General features: G+C 42.5%; 16 protein-coding genes. 14 read left to right on the plus strand and 2 right to left on the minus strand.

What is annotated here, in order from left to right; all coding sequences use genetic code 11:
- The first annotated feature begins 110 nt into the window (after positions 1-110).
- The 8 genes from BR30_RS0129185 to BR30_RS0129220 all read left to right on the plus strand — a co-directional run bounded on the left by BR30_RS0129185 (position 111) and on the right by BR30_RS0129220 (position 10,334).
- The gene (locus tag BR30_RS0129185; protein ID WP_026568123.1) at positions 111-1,841 is read left to right on the plus strand and encodes an ABC transporter ATP-binding protein; all 1,731 of its coding nucleotides are present in this window, start codon (positions 111-113) and stop codon (positions 1,839-1,841) included.
- Positions 1,841-3,709 carry an ABC transporter ATP-binding protein gene (locus tag BR30_RS0129190; RefSeq protein WP_026568124.1) on the plus strand — a complete coding sequence of 623 codons (1,869 nt, stop codon included), beginning with the start codon at positions 1,841-1,843 and terminating at the stop codon, positions 3,707-3,709. The genes BR30_RS0129185 and BR30_RS0129190 overlap by 1 nt, the downstream gene beginning before the upstream one ends.
- A 271-nt stretch (positions 3,710-3,980) precedes the next feature.
- Positions 3,981-5,186 carry an MFS transporter gene (locus BR30_RS0129195; RefSeq protein WP_026568125.1) on the plus strand — a complete coding sequence of 402 codons (1,206 nt, stop codon included), beginning with the start codon at positions 3,981-3,983 and terminating at the stop codon, positions 5,184-5,186.
- Between the two features lie 316 nt (positions 5,187-5,502).
- Positions 5,503-6,675, plus strand: a complete 1,173-nt coding sequence (locus BR30_RS0129200) for an ABC transporter substrate-binding protein (protein WP_026568126.1) — start codon at positions 5,503-5,505, stop codon at positions 6,673-6,675.
- A 329-nt stretch (positions 6,676-7,004) separates the two neighbouring features.
- Positions 7,005-7,883 (plus strand): branched-chain amino acid ABC transporter permease, encoded by an 879-nt coding sequence (locus BR30_RS0129205; protein WP_026568127.1) that lies wholly within the window; start codon positions 7,005-7,007, stop codon positions 7,881-7,883.
- A gap of 15 nt (positions 7,884-7,898) precedes the next feature.
- On the plus strand, positions 7,899-8,873 hold the full coding sequence (locus tag BR30_RS0129210) for a branched-chain amino acid ABC transporter permease (protein ID WP_026568128.1): 975 nt from the start codon (positions 7,899-7,901) through the stop codon (positions 8,871-8,873).
- Complete coding sequence (locus BR30_RS0129215) at positions 8,848-9,627, plus strand: ABC transporter ATP-binding protein (protein ID WP_026568129.1); 780 nt, start codon at positions 8,848-8,850, stop codon at positions 9,625-9,627. Before BR30_RS0129210 ends, BR30_RS0129215 begins: the two co-directional genes overlap by 26 nt.
- The gene (locus BR30_RS0129220; protein WP_026568130.1) at positions 9,627-10,334 is read left to right on the plus strand and encodes an ABC transporter ATP-binding protein; all 708 of its coding nucleotides are present in this window, start codon (positions 9,627-9,629) and stop codon (positions 10,332-10,334) included. The genes BR30_RS0129215 and BR30_RS0129220 overlap by 1 nt, the downstream gene beginning before the upstream one ends.
- An 81-nt stretch (positions 10,335-10,415) precedes the next feature.
- On the opposite strand, the gene BR30_RS0129225 is transcribed toward BR30_RS0129220, so the two are convergent.
- Entirely contained in the window at positions 10,416-12,224 is a 1,809-nt protein-coding gene (locus BR30_RS0129225) for a TIGR04190 family B12-binding domain/radical SAM domain protein (RefSeq protein ID WP_026568131.1), read from the minus strand.
- Between the two features lie 284 nt (positions 12,225-12,508).
- On the opposite strand from BR30_RS0129225, the gene ybaK reads away from it, so the two are divergent.
- The 3 genes from ybaK to BR30_RS37540 all read left to right on the plus strand — a co-directional run bounded on the left by ybaK (position 12,509) and on the right by BR30_RS37540 (position 14,909).
- Positions 12,509-12,985 carry a Cys-tRNA(Pro) deacylase gene (gene ybaK, locus BR30_RS0129230; RefSeq protein ID WP_026568132.1) on the plus strand — a complete coding sequence of 159 codons (477 nt, stop codon included), beginning with the start codon at positions 12,509-12,511 and terminating at the stop codon, positions 12,983-12,985.
- Positions 12,986-13,079: 94 nt separating this feature from the next.
- On the plus strand, positions 13,080-14,183 hold the full coding sequence (locus BR30_RS0129235) for a PRK06851 family protein (protein ID WP_026568133.1): 1,104 nt from the start codon (positions 13,080-13,082) through the stop codon (positions 14,181-14,183).
- 93 nt (positions 14,184-14,276) lie between these two features.
- A complete protein-coding gene (locus BR30_RS37540) occupies positions 14,277-14,909 on the plus strand; it encodes a hypothetical protein (protein ID WP_197032436.1) in 633 nt (210 codons plus the stop codon).
- Between the two features lie 41 nt (positions 14,910-14,950).
- Here BR30_RS37540 and BR30_RS37545 read toward each other — a convergent pair whose 3' ends face one another.
- Positions 14,951-15,109 carry a hypothetical protein gene (locus BR30_RS37545; RefSeq protein WP_197032437.1) on the minus strand — a complete coding sequence of 53 codons (159 nt, stop codon included), beginning with the start codon at positions 15,107-15,109 and terminating at the stop codon, positions 14,951-14,953.
- A gap of 123 nt (positions 15,110-15,232) precedes the next feature.
- Here BR30_RS37545 and BR30_RS0129255 point away from each other — a divergent pair, with 123 nt between their 5' ends.
- From BR30_RS0129255 to BR30_RS0129265, 3 genes are all read left to right on the plus strand, one after another.
- On the plus strand, positions 15,233-15,901 hold the full coding sequence (locus BR30_RS0129255; RefSeq protein WP_026568135.1) for a DNA alkylation repair protein: 669 nt from the start codon (positions 15,233-15,235) through the stop codon (positions 15,899-15,901).
- A 71-nt stretch (positions 15,902-15,972) separates the two neighbouring features.
- Complete coding sequence (locus BR30_RS0129260; protein WP_026568136.1) at positions 15,973-16,827, plus strand: Cof-type HAD-IIB family hydrolase; 855 nt, start codon at positions 15,973-15,975, stop codon at positions 16,825-16,827.
- 16 nt (positions 16,828-16,843) lie between these two features.
- The gene (locus BR30_RS0129265; protein ID WP_026568137.1) at positions 16,844-17,917 is read left to right on the plus strand and encodes a PQQ-dependent sugar dehydrogenase; all 1,074 of its coding nucleotides are present in this window, start codon (positions 16,844-16,846) and stop codon (positions 17,915-17,917) included.
- The last annotated feature ends 193 nt before the right edge of the window (positions 17,918-18,110 follow it).

Below are 18,110 nucleotides of genomic sequence, written 5' to 3' on the forward strand. Positions count from 1 at the left end.
CGCTTTTTTTATGGACAAATACTCCAAACTGGAAGTTAATTATTTGGTTAAATCACTGGAAAAAATTATAATAAGCCTAGAGGAAGATTTCCGACGGCTGGGGTGATAGGATGAGATTTTTATCAAAATACATAAAGAAATACTGGAAATCTTTTAGCATAGCGGTTCTATTTCTTACCTTTGAGGCCCTAAGTGACTTACTTCAGCCAACCATTATGGCGAAAATTATTGATGAAGGCGTCGCCAACAAGGATATTCACTATGTGTTGAAAATGGGCGGACTGATGCTGCTCATCACGGCCGGCGGTGCTGTTGCTGCTTCAACTAGAAGCGTGGTTGCTAGTATTGTTTCTCAAAACTTTGGGACAGAGTTAAGATCGGACTTATTTAAAAAAATTCAAATGCTTTCGTTTAAAAACATTGATAAATTTGACCGCGCCTCGTTGGTGACAAGGCTGACGAATGACGTTACTCAGGTTCAGGTTTTTGTCAACGGGTTAATGCGAATTTTCGTTAAAGCTCCGTTACTCGCAATCGGCGGGTTAATTATGGCGACGCGGTTAAACTTGCAGCTCTCGGTTGTTCTGGCTGTGGTGGTCCCGATTGTGGCATTGTTGATTATTTTTAACCTACGATTAGGCTTCCCACGCTTTTCTCGTGTCCAAAAAGCACTGGACCGGGTGAACAGTGTGATGCGAGAGTACTTATCCGGTGTCAGGGTGGTTAAAGCCTTCAATCGGTTTGATGTCGAGGTTGGCAAGTTTAAAGCGGTGAATGACGACTATAAACAGCAATCAATCGCAGCGAACCGTCTTATGGCCACCTTTAGCCCCCTAATTATGTTGACTGTAAATCTTGGCATTGTCGCTGTCCTTTGGATTGGCGGAAACGGCGTGGATACCGGTGACATTCAAGTAGGACATATTATTGCCTTTATCAACTATATGACGCAAATATTATTTTCACTGATGATGATTTCGATGGTCTTTAACATGTTTGTCAGAGCCAAAGCCTCGGCTGGGAGAATCAATGAAGTATTTTTACAAGAGGATCCCCCTACTTGGAATGAACGGCAGGACGAATCTTTTACAGAAACAGGACGAATCGAATTTGAAGATGTTTCTTTTTCATATGAAGGCGGTGTGGGCGATCCCGTCTTAAAAAAAATTAATCTCACTATTCTGCCCGGAGAAACGGTTGGAATCATCGGTTCAACCGGATCAGGGAAAAGTACACTCGTCGGACTAATCCCCCGCTTTTATGATAGTGTGAGCGGAACGATAAAGGTCGATGGTGTTGATAGTAAACTGGTAGACCCGAAGATTTTACGGGAGAAAATTGCGATGGTGCCGCAGATGAATATTTTATTCACAGGTAGTGTCGCAGAAAATATTCGCTGGGGGAAGGAAGAAGCAACCGATGCGGAGGTGGTAGCAGCCGCAACTATCGCGGGGGCCCATGATTTTATCGAGAGATCTCCGGAAGGTTACCAAACGAGAATCGGTCAGGGCGGCGTTAATTTTTCAGGCGGACAAAAGCAGCGGATTTCGATTGCCCGGGCGTTGGTGAAAAAACCAGAAATTTTGATATTAGATGATAGTACAAGTGCCGTGGACGTCGCCACAGAAGCAAAAATCAAGGAGGCCCTAAAAAAATATGCGAAGGGGCTTACTTGTTTGTTGATTGCGCAGCGAATCACCTCGATTATCGATGCCGATAAAATTGTCGTCCTCGACCACGGCGAGCTAGTTGGGGTGGGAACCCATCAGGATCTATTAAAGGATTGCCGCGTCTATCAGGAAATTTATCAATCACAAGTCGGCAAGGAGGTGTCGCATTAATGTCAAAGGAAAACGTACAGACTACCTCCACCCCCGCTACCCCGCCGCCGATGAGGCCAGGCGGTTTTGGCGGTGCCCATCGCCGCGGACCCGGACCTGTTGTGAAGCCGAAGAACTTTAAAGGAACACTAAAAAGGCTATGGGAATACTTTGGCAAAGAACGAAAAATGCTTTCGGTCATTTTTATTTTTATCGTGATCGATTCAGCGCTCGTGCTGCTCGCCCCCTTCCTGATTGGGAAAGCGATTGATGCGATGAGCAGTAAGGGCGGCAAAGTCGATTTTGGCTTTCTTGAGGTGATGATTGTCATTTTGGTAGCTGCCTATGTGACCGACAGTCTGCTTACTTTTTTACAAGGCTGGCTGATGGCAGGTGTATCGCAGCGGATTGTCAAACGCTTACGAGATGCCCTTTTTAAAAAATTACAAAGATTGCCGGTATCGTTTTTCGACGCTCGTTCACACGGGGAGTTAATGAGCAGGCTTTCAAACGATGTTGATAACGTGAGTAACACCATCTCTCAATCCACGACGCAATTAATGTCCGGGGTGGTCATCATTACCGGGTCATTAATATTGATGCTCCTAATAAGCCCGTTATTAACGCTAGCCAGTTTAATCACCGTACCACTTGTCTTTTTATTAACGAGGACGATTGCGAAGCGGACCAGTGTTTTTTTTAAAGACCAACAAGTCGAGCTTGGAAAATTAAATGGACATATTGAGGAAACCATCTCTGGTATTGAAATTGTTAAAGCCTTTAACCATGAGGAAAAAGTCATCGAAGAGTTTGATGTGGTCAATACGAGACTGCGTGAGGTCGGCCTTAAGGCGCAAATCTGGTCTGGGTTTTTAATGCCAATCATGAACGTGATCAATAACTTAGGCTTTGCCGTTGTCGCTGTGGTTGGCGGAATCCTTGCGGTAAAAAGCATCATTACGATTGGGGCGATTGCCAGCTTTATTACCTACTCGAGGCAATTCGTCCGGCCGCTAAATGATTTGGCGAATATTTTCAACATCCTTCAGTCCGGTGTTGCCGGGGCAGAGCGTGTCTTTGAAATCATTGATGAACAAGAGGAACCGCTCGACCATCCTCAGGCAATAAGTTTGGAAAATCCGAGAGGACATGTCGTTTTTGAAAATGTTAGTTTTGGATATCGGCCTGATGTTCCCATTTTAAAAAATGTGAGCTTTGAAGCTGATATCGGCAGCAGTACTGCCCTCGTTGGTCCAACTGGTGCGGGAAAAACAACGATCGTAAACCTGCTGACAAGATTTTATGATGTGACCAGCGGCCGCATTCTCCTTGATGGTCATGATATTCGTGAGTACACACGTGACAGTCTGCGGAGATGCTTTGGATTTGTCCTCCAGGATACGTATTTATTCTCAGGAACGATCAAGGAAAACATCAAGTATGGAAATGCACAGGCAACTGACGACGAGGTCGAGCGTGCGGCGAAGATGGCCAATGCCGACACGTTTATTAAGCGGCTGCCTAACCAATATGAAACCGTCTTAACCGAAAATGGCGGCAATTTAAGTCAAGGACAGCGGCAGCTTTTAGCGATAGCGAGAGTGATTCTGGCGAAGCCTGCTTTGCTCATCTTGGATGAAGCGACGAGCAGCATTGACACCCGAACAGAGCTTCATATTCAAGAGGCCTTGCTATCCTTGATGGAGAACCGGACCAGTTTCATCATTGCCCACCGCCTCAACACGATTCAGGGGGCTGATACCATCATGGTCATCGACCACGGGGAAATCATCGAGAGCGGTAATCACGAGAAGTTAATGAGCCTAGAAGGTAAATACTATAGTATGTTTTATAATCAATTCAAAAACGTGGAAGCGGGTTTAGAATGATGTGGAGACTGGGAAGCCAGTCTCCTTTTTTTGTGCTCAATACAGTTCTCAATGCTCGCGGAGACGCATTTTTTCTAAAACGGTAAATGCCCTCCATTTCATGTCGTTTCCTATAAAATCACAAATCTCTATATCAAAAAATGACACTAAATAATGACAAGTGTAAAGACACTTGGTAGAATACTAATGATTAATAGAATTATTCTGTACCTAAACTTTAGAAATTTAGGGAATAATGTAAAAAAATAGCTGCGAACATAGGGGGATCGACATGAACAACAAAAAGGAAATATCAGGCCGGAGATTGCTAGGCATCGCCGGGATGGGCTGGATGTTCGATGCTATGGACGTGGGCATGCTTTCATTCATCATCGCAGCCTTAAAAGTAGAATGGAATCTAACTCCTGGACAGATGGGCTGGATTGGGAGTATCAATTCAATCGGTATGGCCGTTGGGGCACTTATTTTTGGCCTAATGGCAGATAAAATTGGCCGCAAAAATGTATTTATCATCACCTTATTATTATTTTCTATCGGGAGCGGTCTTTCCGCGCTTGCAACAACACTAGGCGCTTTTTTAGCGCTAAGATTTTTCATTGGTGCAGGTCTTGGAGGGGAACTACCGGTTGCCTCGACCCTTGTATCAGAAAGTGTCCCTGCTGAAAAACGCGGCAGAGTAGTTGTCCTGCTGGAGAGTTTTTGGGCAGGCGGATGGTTGGTATCCGCCCTTATTTCCTACTTTATCATCCCAAAATATGGCTGGCAGATTGCCTTAATTATTAGTGCTATTCCTGCTTTGTATGCCTTATATTTACGAATTGGTTTACCTGACTCACCGCGCTTTACAGCATTAAAGAAGACGGAAAGAATCTCTGCTTTCCAAAGCTTTGCAAAATTATGGTCGAAGGAATACCGCCGTCAAACTGCGATGCTGTGGATTGTCTGGTTTTGCGTCGTCTTTTCCTATTATGGGATGTTCCTATGGCTTCCAAGTGTCATGGGTATGAAGGGCTTTAGCTTAATAAAAAGCTTTGAATATGTGTTAATTATGACCTTAGCACAGTTACCAGGTTACTTCACGGCCGCATGGTTTATCGAAAAATTTGGGCGGAAATTTGTCTTAGTCGTTTATTTACTCGGAACAGCAGTCAGTGCCTATTTCTTTGGAACAGCAGATTCTACCGCCCAATTGCTGACCGCAGGAATTCTGTTATCTTTCTTTAATCTTGGAGCTTGGGGCGGTCTTTATGCCTATTCACCAGAACAGTACCCAACGATCATCCGTGGAACGGGGACTGGGATGGCAGCTTCGTTTGGACGGATTGGCGGGGTTCTTGGGCCATTATTGGTAGGGTCGCTTGTTACAAAAAACGTGCCGATTTCAACAATCTTCACGATTTTCTGTATCGCCGTCCTTGTTGGTGCTCTTTCAGTCCTCTTTTTGGGAAAAGAAACGAAAAGAAAAGAATTAGTATAATAATTTTGGGTGTAGAGATTCCTTATTTTGGAGTCTCTTTCTTTTATTGTAAACAGGGAAACATATTTAACCAAAATATTTGAAAAACAGTAGGTATCCACCTAATAAAAGTAAATCCTTTTCAACTTTAGTGGAATAAAGCTTCTGTCTTAATAAAACAGTATTTTTAATATATTGCAAATTATTTTAAAATAATGTATAATACCACTAGACGAACCCCTAAATATTATGTACAATGTTTTCAGAATATTATCTTTTTTTAAAACAGTTAGACAAAAGAGTTGGGAAAATTTTTCAAAAAATTAGGGGGTAAGTCATGAGGAAGAGAAAATTAGCTGGAGTATTTATGTCTTTTATGGTAGCAGCAGGGGTGTTGGCAGGATGTAACTCAAGTGCTAGTGGTGACGGGGAAAAAGGCGGCGATATTAAAATTGGTGCTAACCTCGAACTATCTGGCGGAGTAGCTTCTTATGGTCAGTCGGCAAAAGAAGGTATTGAATTAGCCATCGAAGAAATCAACAAAAAAGGTATTAATGGCAAAAAATTAAAATTAGTGACAGTCGACAATAAGTCGGATGCAGCTGAGGCAACGAATGGTGCACTAAAACTTGCCACCCAAGATAAAGTTGTGGCAATGATCGGTGCAGCAACTAGTACAAACACACTAGCTCAAGTACAGATTGCTCAAGATAATAAAATTCCATTAATCACACCAACTGCAACAAACGCTACGATTACAAATAAAGACGGAAAGCTAAATGACTTTGTCTTCCGTACATGCTTTATTGACCCATTCCAAGGTACAGTTGCAGCGAACTTTGCAACCAATGATTTAAAGGTTAAAAGCGCAGCTGTTTTAATTGATAGCTCAAGCGACTACTCTAAAGGTCTTGCTGCTTCTTTCAAAAAGAATTTTGAAGCTAATGGCGGGAAAATTGTTAAAGAAGAAGCATATGTGGCAAAGGATACAGATTTCCGTGCTACTTTAACAAATATTAAAGCAGCAAATCCAGAATATATCTTTGTTCCTGGTTTCTATGAAGAAGTAGGGTTAATTATCAAACAAGCTCGTGAACTTGGCTTAAATGTACCAATCATGGGTGGTGATGGTTGGGATTCTCCTAAACTAGTAGAAATCGCAGGCGCTCAAACACTTAATAACACATTTATTACAAACCACTACTCATCAGGTGATAGCGATAAGAAGGTTCAAGACTTCGTTACAGCATTCAAAGCGAAATACGATGGTAAATCTCCGGATGCCTTTACAGCTCTAGGTTATGACACTGTATATTTCCTTGCAGATGCAATTAAGCGTGCTGGAAGCAGTGATTCTAGTAAAATTCAAAAGGCTCTTGCAGAAACTGATGGATTAGAACTTGTTTCAGGAAAAGTGAAGCTTGATAAAAACCATGATCCAATCAAAGCCGCTGTTATCCTTGAGTACAAAAACGGTGAACAACAATTTAAGACAAAGATCAACCCTTAATAGAAAAGCGGAAGCGCCTTGCCCAGGGGCGACAGGCATAAGACGAGCCGGCGAGAAGGTTGCACTTTAACCTTCTTGACGGATTGGCTTATGACCCCGAGCCCCTAGGCGCTGTAGCTAGACAAATAGAAAAGCGGAAGCGCCTAAGCGCTGGATTGAGCTCAATAGTATCTGCTAGACAAATTTTCATAGTTTGCCAAAGGGATAGGGAGCGTAATGTCTCCCTATTCCACTTTCTAAAAGAAATGCAAGTTTCCCAACATGCAAACGTTGTTTAATTGTATTTAAAAAAAGATTCGTAGAAGTCGGTCCAAAGGAGTGTAAGACATATGGAATTAATTCAGCAGCTTGTCAATGGAATTTCCTTGGGCAGTATTTATGCACTAATCGCCCTAGGATACACAATGGTATACGGTATTGTAAAACTAATTAACTTTGCCCATGGGGATGTCTTCATGGTCGGTGCCTTTATAGGTTTTTATTCCATTACTATTCTTGATTTAGGATTTTTCCCAGCATTACTTATTTCAATGGTTGCCTGTGCAATCTTCGGTGTATTAATCGAGAGGATTGCCTATAAACCTCTCCGGAATGCAACAAGAATCGCTGCCCTTATTACAGCGATTGGAGTCTCATTGTTTATCGAGTATGGAACCATTTATATTCGCGGTGCTCAGCCGGAAGCTTATCCAGATGGAATCGTTCCACTAAAAACCCTTGAGATTTTTGGGGTGAAAATCAGCGGTCAGTCCATCCTTATTTTAGGAACATCCGTCATCTTAATGATTTTACTTCAATTTATCGTTCATAAAACAAAAATTGGTAAAGCCATGCGTGCTGTATCACATGACATGGATGCTGCAAGATTAATGGGTATCAATGTAAATAACACGATTTCAGCAACTTTTGCAATCGGATCTGCCCTAGCAGGAGCAGCGGGCGTGGTCTTTGGGGTATACTATACAAAAATCGAGCCGTTAATGGGAATTATCCCAGGGCTTAAAGCGTTTGTCGCAGCTGTTTTAGGCGGAATTGGAATTATTCCTGGCGCGATGACCGGCGGTTTATTATTAGGTGTCATTGAGTCACTTGTTAGTGCTGCAGGTTACTCTCTATGGCGAGACGGTGTAGCGTTTGTTGTGCTTATCTTAATTTTGATTTTCCGTCCAGCTGGTTTATTTGGTAAAAATATCAGGGAAAAGGTGTAAGGAGGTCTTTAAGCAATGACAATGTTAAAACAAGCAAAATTTTTCTGGACCTCGATCGTGTTAGCCGTTATATTTTCGGTCGTCATGCAATTTTTAATTAATGGTGGTTCATTGAATCAGTTTTATGTAAATACGCTATTTTTTATTGGTATTAATATTATTCTTGCGGTAAGTCTTCATTTAATTATTGGTATTACCGGTCAGTTTTCGATTGGACATGCCGGGTTCCTTGCTGTTGGCGCCTATGCCTCAGCCATTATGACAATGAAACTTAGCCTCCCGTTTCCAGTGGCCCTTCTTGTTGGCGGTGTAGCTGCAGCAGTAGCAGGTCTCATTATTGGGATTCCGTCCCTTCGATTAAAAGGTGATTATCTAGCGATTGCCACACTTGGATTCGGAGAGATTGTGAGAATTGTCTTCTTAAATATTGATTACGTCGGCGGAGCAAGCGGAATGACTGTCTCCCACTTTACCACATGGCCTTGGTTGATCGGTTGTGTTATTTTAACAATTGTAGTGATTGCGAACTTTACAAATTCGACTCATGGGCGAGCATGTATTTCGATCAGAGAAAATGAAATTGCTGCCGATGCGATGGGGATTAATACAACCTATTATAAGGTAACAGCTTTTGCAATCGGTGCATTTTTTGCTGGAATTGCCGGTGCATTATATGCTCATAACTTTTATATTATCCAACCAACAAACTTTGGCTTTTTGAAATCATTTGATATTTTAATCTTTGTCGTTCTAGGCGGGTTAGGAAGTATGTCAGGAGCGGTGATTGCTGCAATCCTGTTAACAATCATTTCGACCTATCTATCTAGCTATCCAGAGGTTCGGATGGTTATTTACAGCCTTGTCCTAATTGTGATGATGCTTTTCCGTCCGCAAGGTCTGCTCGGCACAAAAGAAATTACCTCATTCTTTAAAGTTGGTAAAGCGGCTAAAGGAGGAGTAAAGCATGACAACAAAAACCCAATTGCTTAAAGTAGAAAATGTCGGGATTCGTTTCGGCGGTTTAAAAGCTGTATCAGATGTAAATGTGGAATTAAATCAGGGTGAACTTGTCGGTTTAATTGGCCCCAATGGTGCAGGTAAAACCACATTTTTTAACTTGCTAACAGGTGTCTATGTTCCAACGGAGGGAACCATTTCGTTAACAGGTGATAAACTTAATGGCTTAGCACCTTATAAAATCACTAAAAAAGGAATCAGCCGGACATTTCAAAACATTCGCTTGTTTAGTGATCTGTCTGTTCTCGATAATGTAAAGGTCGCTTATCATTCACTGGCAAAGCATTCGATGGTAAGCTCTATCTTCCGCCTTCCAACTCACTTTGCTGGTGAAAAGGAAATGGAAGAAAAGGCAATTGACTTCTTGAAAATCTTTAAGTTGGAAAATGTGATGCATGAAAAGGCGAAGAACTTACCGTATGGACAGCAGCGTCGCCTCGAAATTGCCCGGGCATTGGCAGCCGGCCCAAAATTATTGCTGCTCGATGAGCCAGCCGCCGGAATGAATCCACAGGAAACAGAAGAACTAATGAACTTAATTGCGTTAATCCGTGAGAAATTTTCATTAACAATCCTCTTAATTGAACATGATATGGGCCTTGTTATGGGTGTGTGTGAGCGCATCTATGTGCTTGACCATGGTCAATTAATTGCGGATGGGACACCAGAACAAATCAGAAATAATCCAAAAGTCATCGAAGCCTATCTTGGAGAGGAGGTCTCCTAATGCTAAAAGTGAATGATATAAATGTTTATTATGGTAATATCCACGCGTTGAAGGGGGTTTCCCTCGAGATCAATCAAGGAGAAATTGTTACGTTGATTGGTGCCAATGGTGCGGGGAAAAGTACGCTTTTACAAACCATATCAGGACTATTGAAGCCGAAAAATGGTGAAGTATTGTTTGAAGGCGAGCATGTAGCCGGGAAGGTTCCGCAATTAATTGTGAAACGGGGAATTTCACAAGTACCGGAAGGCCGCCGTGTGTTCTCGAACATGTCTGTGGAAGAAAATCTTGAATTAGGTGCGTACTTAAGGAAAGATAAAAAGGGAATTCAAGAAGATTTTGAAAAAGTTTATCAGCTGTTCCCACGGTTGTTAGAGCGTAAAAAGCAGCAATCTGGGACCCTTTCTGGTGGAGAGCAGCAAATGCTTGCGATGGGACGAGCATTAATGGCTAGGCCGCGTCTCTTACTGTTAGACGAGCCGTCCATGGGTCTTGCACCGCTATTAGTAAAAACGATTTTCAAGATTATCGAGGAAATCAATAAAACGGGCACAACGATTCTATTAGTAGAGCAAAACGCCAATATGGCCCTCTCGATTGCCGACCGTGCTTATGTTATTGAAACAGGAAAAATTGTCGCTTCTGGAACAGCTGCAGAGCTTAACTCAAGCGACCAAATTAGAAATGCTTATCTTGGCGGGCATTAAAACCGAAAAGCTCTAGCGCCTAGGCACTAGAGCTAGATATCAAAAAGGAGTTGGGACCCCCAACTCCTTTTAATTTTAACATTATCTTTTCATTTTCCGTTGTTCAGGATCTAGCCGGAATTGCTGGCGGCGCTTCGGTTGCATTAGATGTCTAATTTTGTTTGCATAATCTTCATACAACTGTTCCAATCCTACAAATGTTAGTGAAAAGAAGTTAGCATAATTCTTTTGGACTTCCCACTTTAACTCGTTCTTTCCACAAATACTATATTTATTTAGCTCTTCTATTTCCTCCTGAATCTTCGCTAATTCAACTCCTTGCTGCTCTTCAGGAAGCGAGAGAACATAATCTATTTTTACGATGTAATTAATCGATTTCTCAATCTTCCAATTAATTTCTTGATATCCTTCTTCATCAATCAGCTCGTATTTTAATTTAAATTCATTTAGTAGTTTAGCAGATTCATAGGTTGAATTCACAATATCATCACGGGTCATATCTTTAGTTTCATAGCTGAGCATATGCTTCCAAGATGGCTGGGTAATCGCCTTGCGGTGGTCCTCAAGGGTATGGCAGAACTTTTTATAGCCGTGCAGCTCTGGATTTTCAAAAGCTGGGCTTGCAGGGTCAAGGAACGGTGCAAGCGGTGCGACAAAATAGTATATTCGTTTATCTTGCTGACAAGCAAGATGAATCTTTTCACAGAAATCAATGTTTTCTAAGGCGCTGTCATATGTTTGTCCTGGAATTCCAACCATGAAGAATAAATCGATTTTTTTACAGCCATGCTTTAAGGCAAAATTGAGCGTATCAATGACTTTTGAGTTGGTACAATTAAATTTTCCATTATAACGTCTAATCTTTTCATCATGGGTTTCAAGCGTGATTTCAATACTATATTTGGGAACACTTTCATTCATTTGTTGAAAGAACTCTTCATCTGCATACTGGAATAATTCAAAAACGACTTCATTTTTAAGATTGAGTTCTTTCAGCCGGCTAAAAAACTCTTTGACATATTCACGTCCACCCTGGCGCAAATCATGGAGGATAAAAATGGGTGCCTGGCTAAAGCGGGAAATGAATTTAATATCTTCGACGAGCTTTTCGGGTGACCGTAAGGCGAGCGAACTACGGTTACAGTTTTGATCATAAGCATCCTTAGAACCGCCGCAAATCAGGCAGTTTTGCGAGCAGCCTCGCGCCGTCAGTAAGGCGGTATTCGGGTACTGCAGCCAGCCATTGTATGGCAGCGGGTCAAGGAAGTTCCGATATTTAAAGACAGAGCGTATCGCATAGCGATATCCTGGAACATCCAGATCATCTAAATCCTTAGGTACATAGGTAAGCGGATTGTAGCCAACATCACTTCCCTTCTTCCACGTTAAATTGGGGATGTCAGCATAGTGGGTATTTCCTTGTTCGATTTTATTCATCAATAGAAGCATCAGTTTTTCAGTGGAATCGCCGCGCATCACAAAATCGATACAAGGATATTCAATCAGTTCCTTATGATAATAGGTCGAAGACAGGCCGCCAAAAATCACCGGGATATCGGGATGAAGTTTTTTAACTACTCTAGCTAACTCGATACTGCCATGAGCGTGTGGAAGCCAGTGAAGGTCAATTCCGAAAGCCTTTGTTTGGATGTTCTTTAACTTTGCTTCGACATCAAATTTGTCACTCATGAGCATTCGATTGGCGATATTAATGATTTTCACTCGAAGACCGTACCTTTCCAGGTATTCCGCGATACTGGTAATGCCAATCGGATACATCTCAAATACGGGTGATGAGGGAACTACATCACTGATGGGGCCGGCAAGCAGGGAGTTTTTTCGAAAATCATAGACGCTTGGAGCATGCAAAAGGACTAAATCGTATTTCATTTATTTCACCTCATGGAAAATAGTATAAAGAACAGCGTCTTTCTATAGGGTTAAAATATTTTTTGTGAAGTATGGAACATAAACTATTTTTCAATAGGAATAATGAAAATATTATCTTTTTTGGAAATGAAAGTAATTTATTGTTGTTAAGTTTAGTGTACTATAATAATTGTTTATTAGAGTGACAAATGGGTGACAGATATTGGGTGATTTTGTGTAAATTCTGCTAATCCAGTATGCTAGAAACTAGTTTAGAGTCTTCAAAGTCAGGGAGGAATTATAACGTGGCACAATCTAAAACAAATGCGATGCGCATTTTAGATGCAAAAAAGGTCAGCTATGAAATGCTTACCTATGATAATAAAGACGGAAAAATTGACGGTGTTTCTGTTGCCGAAAAAATAGGCAGAGACCCTAAGGAGGTCTATAAGACGCTCGTTGCACAGGGGGCCAGCAAGAATGCCTATGTCTTTGTTATTCCCGTTGCTGAGGAATTGGATTTAAAAAAGGCAGCAAAAGCAGCTGGTGAAAAGAATGTGGAGATGCTTCCCGTCAAGGATATTCAGAAATGGACAGGATATATCCGCGGCGGCTGCTCGCCTATTGGTATGAAAAAGGAGTATAAGACGATTATTGATGAGCACGCCAATGAGCTGGATACTATCATTGTCAGCGCCGGGAAAATTGGTGTCCAAATCGTTTTAGCCCCTGCCCAATTGCAAGAGGTCACAAAAGCTGACATTGTCCCAATCATTAAGTAAGATTTTTTTACTAGGCACTCACCTATAGGTGGCAATCGCATAAGATAGGGTGAAATTATCTTACGAGTGTCACGATAAAAGGGAGTGTTGATCAGTGGCAGGAAAAATTAAAAATTATTTTGCTGGCGGTAATACAGCTAGAGGTTTTCATAATTTATATGATTCCAATCTTCAAGATCTCGACCGGTTATTTATTTTAAAAGGCGGTCCAGGAACAGGTAAATCTTCACTCATGAAAAAAATCGGCAATGAGTGGCTTGAAAAGGGCTTTGATGTTGAATTCTTACATTGTTCTTCTGATAATAATTCCATAGATGGTGTTTTGATCCCGGCGTTAAAGGTGGGAATTGTCGATGGAACTGCCCCGCATGTGATTGAACCAAAAGCACCAGGTGCGGTGGATGAGTATATTAACCTCGGCGAGGCTTGGAATGCTCGTGCCTTAGCCATCCATAAAAGTACAATCATGAAGTTAACTAATCAAATCAGCCAGTCCTTTCATAAGGCCTATGATACGTTTAAAGAAGCATTGGATATTCATGATGATTGGGAAAAAATCTATATCAACAGCATGGATTTTAAGAAAGCGGACCAATTAACGAACAAATTAATTGATACCATCTTTGGAAAAATGAAGCTAAGTAAAAAATCAGATATCCGTCACCGCTTTTTAGGAGCAGCAACGCCAAAAGGAGCGGTCGATTATGTTCCGAATCTAACGGAAGAGATTCCAAAACGTTATTTCATTAAAGGGCGCCCGGGCTCTGGTAAATCAACCATGCTGAAGAAGCTTGCGGCGGCGGCTGAAGTCAGAGGGGTGGATGTAGAGGTTTACCATTGTGGCTTTGACCCGCACAGCCTCGATATGGTCATTTTCAGGGAACTAGGAATTGCGATCTTTGATAGTACTGCCCCTCATGAATATTTCCCAAGCAGAGATGGCGATGAAATCATTGATATGTATGAATTACTAATCGCTCCAGGGACAGATGAAATCTTTGAAGATATCATCACTAAAATTTCAACCAATTATAAAAATAAGATGAACGAGGCAATCTCCTATTTAGCTCGGGCGAAGGAACTTCATGATGAGCTAGAGGAAATATATATTGCAGCGATGGACTTTTCCGTTGTTGAAGGAATCCAGAACAAAATAGCCGAGGAAATCAGGGAGTTAGCGGCGAGTAAAGTAGAGTAAAAATACTTTCAAATAGGACTAAAATATTACCTTTCACCAAATTAGGCAGGGCGCATACGTTAAAGGGAAAATTAAATAAAAGGGGACTTAACCTTGGATCATTTCAATTACCCTCAGGGTCATGGTAAAATGCCTAATTTTCCTTATGAAAACAACCTCCGGCAGACACAAACACAACCGCCGCCGCATGGAGGAGGCTATCAACCACCATCGCACGGAGGAGGCCATCAACCGCCGCCGCATGGAGGAGGTCATCAACCACCATCGCACGGAGGAGGCCATCAACCGCCGCCGCATGGAGGAGGTCATCAACCGCCGCCGCACGGGGGAGGTCATCAACCGCCGCCGCATGGGGGAGGTCATCAACCGCCGCCGCATGGGGGAGGTCATCATCCGCCATCACATGGAGGAGGCTATCAACCGCCGCCGCATGGGGGAGGCTATCATCCGCCATATGGAGGAGGCTCCCATTATGATGGTCCTCCGGCTGGACCGCCTCCCACCTATATTCCGCATGAATCAGCTGGCTTATATGCGGTTGACCCAGGAGGAATTAGGCACTGTCTGTACCGTTATACCTATATTTGGTTGAGAAACGGAAGTAGCTTCTGGTATTATCCAACCTACGTGGGCAGAAACTCCATCGGTGGGTACCGCTGGAGTGGAAACCACTGGATATATTATGGAACGGACTTAAGCAGAATCCGTTCATTTAGTTGCCACTAATTAGAAAGAACTGTCCTAAATTGGGCAGTTCTTTCTTTTTTTTAAGAGTTTGGATTTGTTTTGCTTTTCTGCCCTTTGGTGTTGCGCTTATTACCTTTGCTGTTATCACCGCTGACAAACTCGCTGGAAAATTCAGCTTCCGACTGTCCTGCTTGCGGTGAGTTTTGATTCTTACTGCCTTTGTTGTATTTCTTCGTCATCATTGATCCCTCCTTTTCTACTATGGTTTAGTTTGCATTCGAGTAAGTTGTTTATTCAGGTAAAATAAAGGTAATATTTGAATGATTAGATAGCTGACGGGAATTTTTTGAAAGGGTGATTGGATGCAGTCAAAGATAGACTTGTTAACAAAACTATTTGAAGAAAATCGAAATGAAGCAAATGCAGGACCGATGGAGAAATATATGAAAGACCACTTCCCCTTCCTTGGCATCAAGAAGCCTGATCGAAGTGTGCTGGAGAAGCAGTTTTTTCAAGAAACAGGGCTGCTAAAGGAGCCGTTTAACCAGGAATTTATTCGTGAACTTTGGGCGAAGGATGAACGTGAATACCAATATACAGGATTGGTTTACATGGAAAAGTCGCTGAAAAAACTTGTGAAAAGTGATTTATCTTTCATGGAGGAATTGATTCAAACGAAATCGTGGTGGGATACGGTGGATGCAATTGCTCCCAAACCGGTTGGGGAAATTGCCAAAGGGTTTCCTGACGTCGTGGCGGAGACAATTGATTGCTGGGCCACCCATGATTACCTCTGGCTCCGCAGGGCAGCACTTCTTTTTCAATTAAAGTATAAAGAGAACACAAATGAAGAACTGCTTTATCAATACATACGCCTGAATGCAGACAGTAAGGAATTTTTTATCCAAAAGGCCATTGGCTGGGCGTTACGGGAATATTCGAAGACCAATCCGGCATCCGTGAAAAAATTTATCGAAGCAACCAAGCTAGCACCGTTAAGTGTTCGGGAAGGAAGTAAGTATTTAGCTTGAGCATCTGGGAGATAATGTTTTTGATAATCTGTTAAAATGGCAATAATGAAATGGGATAGAGGGTGGACAGCATGATAAAATGTATTGCAACAGATATGGATGGAACACTATTGAATTCAGTTCAACAAATCAGCTTAGCGAATAAGGAAGCTATTTTAAAAGCGCAGTCACAAGGCGTTGAAGTGGTGGTTGCAACAGGTCGGTCGTATCAAGAGGCTACTTACGTACTTACTGAGGCGGGTTTAACCTGCCCGGTTATTTGTGTGAATGGTGCGGAAGTACGTTCCAAAGAGGGGGACGTCCTTTCAGCGACTCCAATTGGGAAACCATTAGCTCGAGAGGTTGCTGCAAGGCTTACGGAAAAGGACGTGTATTTTGAAGTTTACACAAATCAGGGGGCCTTTACGCTCGACCCGGACAAGGCCGTTTCCATTCTTGTTGATATTGTAATGAGTGCGAACCCAGAAGCCAATCAGGCTGAGATTATTGAAGCTGCAGGGGCAAGAATCCGAGATGGCTTAATCCAAACAATTGAAGATTATGAACGGCTGTTTGCGAATGATCAGTATCAAATCTATAAATTTCTTGTCTTCTCGTTTGATGGGGAAAAATTAGAAGCGGCAAATCAAGCATTAGCAGACTTAGAAGAACTAGCTATCGCATCTTCTGGTCATGAAAACATCGAAATCACCCACCGTGAGGCTCAAAAAGGAATTGCACTCGAGTCTTTTGTGAAAGAAAGAGGAATTGACTTAGCGGAAACGATGGCGATTGGTGATAATTATAATGATGTGTCGATGTTTGAGAAAGCCGGCAGATCAGTGGCGATGGGGAATGCAAATTATGAGATCAAGTCTCTTTGTGATGTGATTACAGACACAAACGTTGAAAGCGGAGTGGCGAAAGCGATTCTCGAAGTGATCTAAAGAAAGGCAGGAGTCAATGAATAAGGTTTGTTCTATTTTACTTGTGATGGTAGTGATGTTGTCGGGCTGTTCTCTGTTTGAAAAAAAGGACGAAGGAATTGAAGGAGACGAAGCCGTTGTTACGCAGCAGACTAATGTCGAAGTGATGGCTCAAAAGCTGCAAGTCCCTTGGTCAATTGATAATGTGAATCAAGCATTTTACATCAGTGAGCGAACCGGAAGTATCGTGAAGATTGAAAACGGTAAAACAGAACGTCAATCAGTCCGTTTAGCACAGCCGCTAGCAAAAGCGGCCGAAGCAGGGCTGCTGGGCTTTGTTCTAGACCCTCAGTTTCTTGAGAACCAAAAGGCGTATGCCTATTATACTTATAGTGAAGATGGACAGGGGCAGTTTAACCGACTCGTTGTTCTAAGGACGAATGGTTCGGTCTGGACCGAAGAGAGAATCCTGATCGACCGGATTCCGAGTGCAACTTACCATCATGGCGGCAGGCTGAAAATTGGTCCGGATGGAATGCTCTATATCACGACGGGTGACGCGACCACTCCGGAAACCGCACAGAAGGTGAATAGTATCAATGGGAAGATTTTGCGAATGACATTGGATGGCAAGATTCCATCCGACAATCCATTCCCGAACTCGTATGTCTACAGTTATGGGCATCGTAATCCGCAGGGATTGGTGTGGGTGGGGAACACCTTATATGCAAGTGAGCATGGGCAATCGGCTCATGATGAGATCAATCGGATTTCCCCAAGGGCTAATTATGGATGGCCAGTTATTCAAGGGACCGAGCAGAAGACTGGGATGGTAACACCAATATATCAGTCCGGTGATGAAACATGGGCTCCGTCCGGACTGGCCGCAGTCGATGGGAAGCTGTATGCCGCAACATTAAGAGGCAACGCCGTTCGTGAATTTGGATTGAGCCAGAAACAGACTCGCTCGGTGGTTATTGGTCTGGGGAGAATCCGAGACCTATATATCGATGGTGACTACCTCTACTTCGTAAGCAACAACACCGACGGCCGCGGAAACCCGGACGAGAACGATGATAAACTATATCGTGTGTTATTAAGGGATTTATAAGTGAAAGGGTGTCAGGCACCATGTGAATACTTCACATGGTGCCTGACACCCTTCTTTGTCGATTTTTGTGAAGGTATGAAAATTCATAGGCGGAGAATTTCCGGTTAATGTATATAGAGGACGCTTAAGAAGCAGATTTAAGCGGAGATATTCCGGTTAATTGTTCTAAATAAGACAAAATCCAAAGATTTGG

The organism is Bacillus sp. UNC41MFS5, assembly GCF_000686805.1.